A 5,158-nucleotide genomic window follows, 5' to 3' on the forward strand; every position below is an offset into this window, starting at 1 on the left:
GGCGCGCAGGCCGGGCCAGCGGGAGGGGAGCGGGGCGGCGGTTTCCATCGCCGCCCAGCGTACGCAGCCGACGCGCTCAGCCAATCGTCCAGCGGCGCGTGTGGCTGTAGGAGGGCGCCTGGGGTTTGTTGACCCTACAGCGTGTTCAGGAACGCCAGCACCGCCGCCCGGTCGTCCCTCGACAAGACCTCGAAACGCTGGCGGCTGTTGTCCGCCTCGCCGCCGTGCCAGCCGATCGCCTCCATCAGCGTGCGCGCCCGGCCGKCGTGCAGGTAGCGCACGTTCTGCGCGCTGCCTTGCACCCAGGGCAGCGAGCCGATGCCCCACAGCGGCGCGGTGCGCCACATCGACGGCTGCGCCTTGCCCTCGGCCACCGTGTCCGCCAGGCCCGTTCCCATGTCGTGCAGCAGCAGGTTGGTGTACGGGTGGATGGTCTGGTCGCGCAGCTCGGCGAACGGRTGGGTCGTGCCGGTCTTCAGCGTCGCCACGTGGCAGGCGGTGCAGTTGACCTGTGCGAACAGCTGCGCGCCGCGTGTCACCTGCGCCGGGTTCACCTCGTGCTCCGGCGAGACCCGCACGCCGGCCGGGAACGCGCTGCGCAGGCTGCGCTGCGCCGGCACCGCGAGCAGCTCCAGGTACTGCACGACGCGCTGCAGCTCCTGCTCGTTGACACCGGTGCCCTGCGGGTTGCTGCGGCAATCGGCCGCGGCCCGCTGGCAGCTGCGCGACGGGTACACCGGCGACACCACGCCCATGTCGTTGACCAGYGCCTCGGCGGCCTGGTGGCGCACGCTCGCCTTCGCGGCCTTCCAGCCGAAGCGGCCGAGGCGCGTCTGGCCCGTCTCCGGATCGGTCACCAGGTTGGCGACGCCGCGGATGCCGTCGCCGTTCGCATCGGCCGGGTCGGCCAGCGCGAGCACCGTGCTCTCGGGCAAAGCCTCGAGCAAACCGACGCCGATCACCTGCGGTGCCTGGCGCGCCGAGTACTGCGCCGGCACCGGGCCCTTGAACGCGTAGACCGGCTTCTGCAGCTCGACCTTCTCGCCGTCGGCCAGCGTGCGCACCGTCGTCGTGTAGGCCTGCACGCTGACGCCGTAGTCGGCCGCGCCGGCGGCGGCGGCCTTCTGCAGCACATTGAGGCCGTAGGTCGCATCGGGCACGCGCCTGCCATCGGCACCGGCCGTGCCGGTCAGCACCGTACCGGCGAACGCCGTGCCGGCCGCCGGTGCCGCCGTGCGGCCATTCAGCGCATGGCATGCGATGCAGCTCACCTGGTTGTAGCGCGGGCCGAGCTGCCCGGCATGCGCGCTGAACACCGGGTTGCTCTCCGGATGCTCCGAATGCCGGCCGTCGATGAACGAGGTGTGGAACAGCCGCCGCCCCTCGACAAAGCGCTTCGTGTTCTGGATGCCGATGTTGTTGGCCATCTGCTGGAACACGCGCATCGGCTCTTCGGAGTAGTTGTACGACAGGCTGGTCTGCCCGCCGGACAGCGTCTCGGGCGGCAGGGCCGCGGAGTCCAGGTTCGGCGCGATGCCGTACCAGGGCCGCAGCCCGACGCCGGCCACGTACAGCTGCTCGAACGAGTAGTAGCGTGCGCCGCCGCCATCGATCACCGCGCTGCCGTCGGCGTTGTACTTGAGCCGCGGCGCGGGCGCGAGCTCGACCGGATCGCCCACCTTCAGCCGGCTGTGCGGATCGGTGCGCCAGTTGGTGTCGACTGAGAACTGGCAGTCGGCATCCGGCTGCCCGGCGATGCAGATCGGCAGCGGGTAATTGTCGGCATTCAGGAATTTCGGGTTGCCGAAGCCGTAGTTGAGCGCCCAGCCGTAGTCGCGCACGTTCGGATCGCCGGCGTTGCGGAACAGGCTGAAGGTGGTGCCGTCGAAGGTGCCRTCGTTGACGCGCAGCGTGAAGGTGATCTTCGAGCGGCCGGCGGGCACCTCGTCGCGGATCACCAGGCCGAAGGTTCGGTTCTGGAAGTAGAACGACGGGAAGGTCAGGTAGCGGCCCGGGCCCTGGTCGGGCGCGTCCCAGGCCTCGCCACGTTCGCGCGCATGGCGTTCGGTCGGGCGCATGCCCATGTAGGTGACCAGCGTGCCGTCGGCCTCGACGGTCTGGATCGGTTCGGTGATCGGCGTGCCCTGCGGGAACAGCGGCACCACGGCGACCGGGTCGGGCGGGTTGGTGTTGCCGCCGACCAGCCTGAACTGCTGTGCGCCGGCGCCGTTGCAGCCGTACTGGCGCAGGCTCGCGGCATCGGCCGCCTGCACGCACTTGCCGCTGTTGACGTTGACGAGCGTGACCACGCCGGCCGCCGGTTCGCCGAGCGTGAAGCGCTGCGCGTTGGTGCCGTTGTCGGTCCACTGCTGCAGCGGCGCGCCGTCGCTGGCGGAGGCGTTCTGCACGTCGATGGCGAGGCCGCTCGCCGCGACCGTCAGCTTGTAGACGCCGGCGGAGGCGAGTGTCACGTCGAACTGCTGCGTGGTGGTGCTGCTGCAGGTCTGCAGCTGCAGCGCCGTGCCACTCGCGTTGCTGCCGCCGTTGACGCCGATGCACTGGCCGGTGGCGACGCTTTGCAACGCGTAGCGGCCGGCGGTGACGGCCATCGCCTGTTCCTTGGCCGTGTCGGATGAAGGGGCTGCGGTGTCGTTGCCGCCGYAGCCGGCGAGCAGCAGGGCCGACAGCCCGATGCTCGAAGCCAAGGCGCGGCCCGACCCGCGTGATGGGACCTGTTTCATGTCTGTCTCCTCGTTTGAGTCGCAGAAACGGTCCCTGTACTGCGGTCATTGGAACCGGTTCCAATTACAGCGAGGCCATTGAACTCCTGCCGGCACGGGACGTCCAGTCGGATAGAAAATTTTTTGCTGCCGGCGTCTTCCTACATCAACGCGCGCGATCTGCCGCTGGTGCCATGCGCTGCGGCGACCCTAGGCTCGGTTCGTCGTCGACCTCGCTGAACCACGTCCCAAGGAGTCCCGCCATGCCCCACGCCATCTGGAAAGGTGCCATCAGCTTCGGGCTGGTGCATGTACCGGTCGCGCTGTATCCCGCGTCGTCGGAATCGGGTGTCGACTTCGACTGGCTCGACAAGCGCTCGATGGACCCGGTCGGCTACAAGCGCGTCAACAAGCGCACCGGCCGCGAGATCGACAAGGCGCACATCGTGAAGGGTGTGAAGGTGGAGGGAGGCGACTACGTCGTGCTGAGCGACGACGAGATCAAGGCCGCGTACCCGAAGACCACGCAGACGATCGAGATCGAATCGTTCGCGCATGCCGACGAGATCCCGTTCACGCTGCTCGACCGGCCGTATTACCTGGAGCCGCTGGCCAAGGGCGAGAAGGTGTATGCGCTGCTGCGCGAGGCGATGCTCGCCTCGGGCGTGATCGGCATCGCGCGCGTCGTGATGCACACCAAGGAGCACCTGGCCGCGCTGATCCCGAGCGGCCCGGCGCTGATGCTGAACACGCTGCGCTGGGCTGCCGACATCCGCCCGTGGGCCGACATCAAGCTGCCACCCGAAGGAAAGAAGGGCACGAACCTGAAGGAGGCCGAACTGAAGATGGCGAAGCAGCTGATCGGCGACATGACCGAGACCTGGAAGCCCGAGGCGTATGCGGATCGCTTCAGCGAGGCGATCCACGCGCTGGTGGCCAAGCGCATCGAGCGCGGCGAGACCGAGCAGGTGGAGGCGATGGAAGACAGCGGCGAGAAGAGCGGCCCGAGCAACGTGGTCGACCTGACCGAGCTGCTCGCGAAGAGCCTGAAGGGCAAGGCCGCATCGGCCGCGAAGCCGGCGGCCCGCAAGCCGGCTGCACGCAAGCGCGCCTGAGGACATCGCGATGGAACGCAGTACCCGTGCGTCGACACCCGCCGACCCGCTGCACACCTATTGGAGCAAGCGCGATTTCAGCCAGACGCCCGAGCCGCGCGGCGCGCGGGCGAAGACCGGCCCGCAGCTCGCGTTCGTCGTGCAGAAGCACGATGCGACGCGGCTGCACTACGACTTCCGGCTCGAGCTGGAGGGCGTGATGCTCTCGTGGGCCGTGCCGAAGGGGCCGAGCTTCGACCCGGCCGAGAAACGGCTCGCGGTGCGCACCGAAGACCACCCGGTCTCGTACAACAGCTTCGAGGGCCACATCCCCGAGGGCCACTACGGTGCCGGCGACGTGATCGTCTGGGACCGCGGCAGCTGGCAGCCGGTGGGGGGTGTGCGCGAGGCGAAGAAGGGCCTGGCAGCCGGCAAGATCGCCTTCACGCTCGACGGCGAGAAGCTGCACGGTGCGTGGGAGCTGGTGCGCATGCGCAAGTCGGGCCGCGAGAAGCAGCAGCCGTGGCTGCTGCTGAAGAAGAAGGACGGCTTCGCGCGGCCGCACGCCGAGTACGACGTGGTCAGTGCGCTGCCGGACAGCGTCAATGCCGCGGCCGTGGCCGACGCGCAAGACACGGGCGCGAAAGCCGTGAAGGCAGCGCTGCCGAAGACGATGTCGCCGCAGCTCGCCACCCTCGCGAGCGGCGTGCCGGCCGACGGCGATTGGGGCTTCGAGATCAAGTTCGACGGCTACAGGATCATGACGCGCATCCAGCGCGGCAAGCCGGTGCTGATCACGCGCGGCGGGCACGACTGGAGCGGGCGGATGCCGGCGCTGGTCGAGGCCTTGCGCCGCCTCGAGCTGTCATCGGCCTGGCTCGACGGCGAGATCGTCGTGCTCGGCGACGACGGCCTGCCGGCCTTCAACCGCCTGCAGAACGCGTTCGACGGCGGCGACACCTCGCACGTGGCGTATTTCCTGTTCGACCTGCCCTACGTGGAGGGGCACGACCTGCGCGAACTGCCGCTGCGCGAGCGCCGGCGGTTGCTGAAACAGCTGCTCGATGCCAAGGCCAGCGGGCCGCTGCGCTTCAGCGAGGACTTCCCCGCCGATGCGGCCAGCGTGCTGCAGTCGGCCTGCCGATTGAAGCTCGAAGGCGTGATCGCGAAGCGGCAGGATGCGCCGTACGTGTCGCGCCGCAGCGAGACCTGGTTGAAGCTGAAATGCCAGCAGCGCCAGGAGTTCGTGATCGGCGGCTACACCGACCGGCGCGGCGAGCGCGACAACGCGCAGATCGGCAGCCTGCTGCTCGGCGTGCACGATGACGCCGGCCGGCTGAAGTC

3 protein-coding genes are annotated in these 5,158 nt (G+C 69.2%); 2 read left to right on the forward strand and 1 reads right to left on the reverse strand.

The genetic code is table 11. The features are described 5' to 3' along the window. Positions 1–134: 134 nt before the first annotated feature. On the reverse strand, positions 135–2,741 hold the full coding sequence (locus AC1D15_RS17220) for a di-heme oxidoredictase family protein (RefSeq protein ID WP_477826928.1): 2,607 nt from the start codon (positions 2,739–2,741) through the stop codon (positions 135–137). 242 nt (positions 2,742–2,983) lie between these two features. Between AC1D15_RS17220 and ku the strand changes: the two genes are divergently transcribed. Beyond that, on the forward strand, positions 2,984–3,835 hold the full coding sequence (ku, locus tag AC1D15_RS17225; RefSeq protein WP_477826929.1) for a non-homologous end joining protein Ku: 852 nt from the start codon (positions 2,984–2,986) through the stop codon (positions 3,833–3,835). Between the two features lie 10 nt (positions 3,836–3,845). Continuing rightward, the coding region (ligD, locus tag AC1D15_RS17230; RefSeq protein ID WP_477826930.1) for a non-homologous end-joining DNA ligase at positions 3,846–5,158 on the forward strand (1,313 nt) is incomplete at its 3' end.

The sequence above is a fragment of the Rhizobacter sp. P2_H2 genome, assembly GCF_056403375.1.

Bases quoted from the DNA above. Each gene is read 5' to 3' on its own strand.
- ku (WP_477826929.1), top strand. From the start codon at position 2,984: ATGCCCCACGCCATCTGGAAAGGTGCCATCAGCTTCGGGCTGGTGCAT.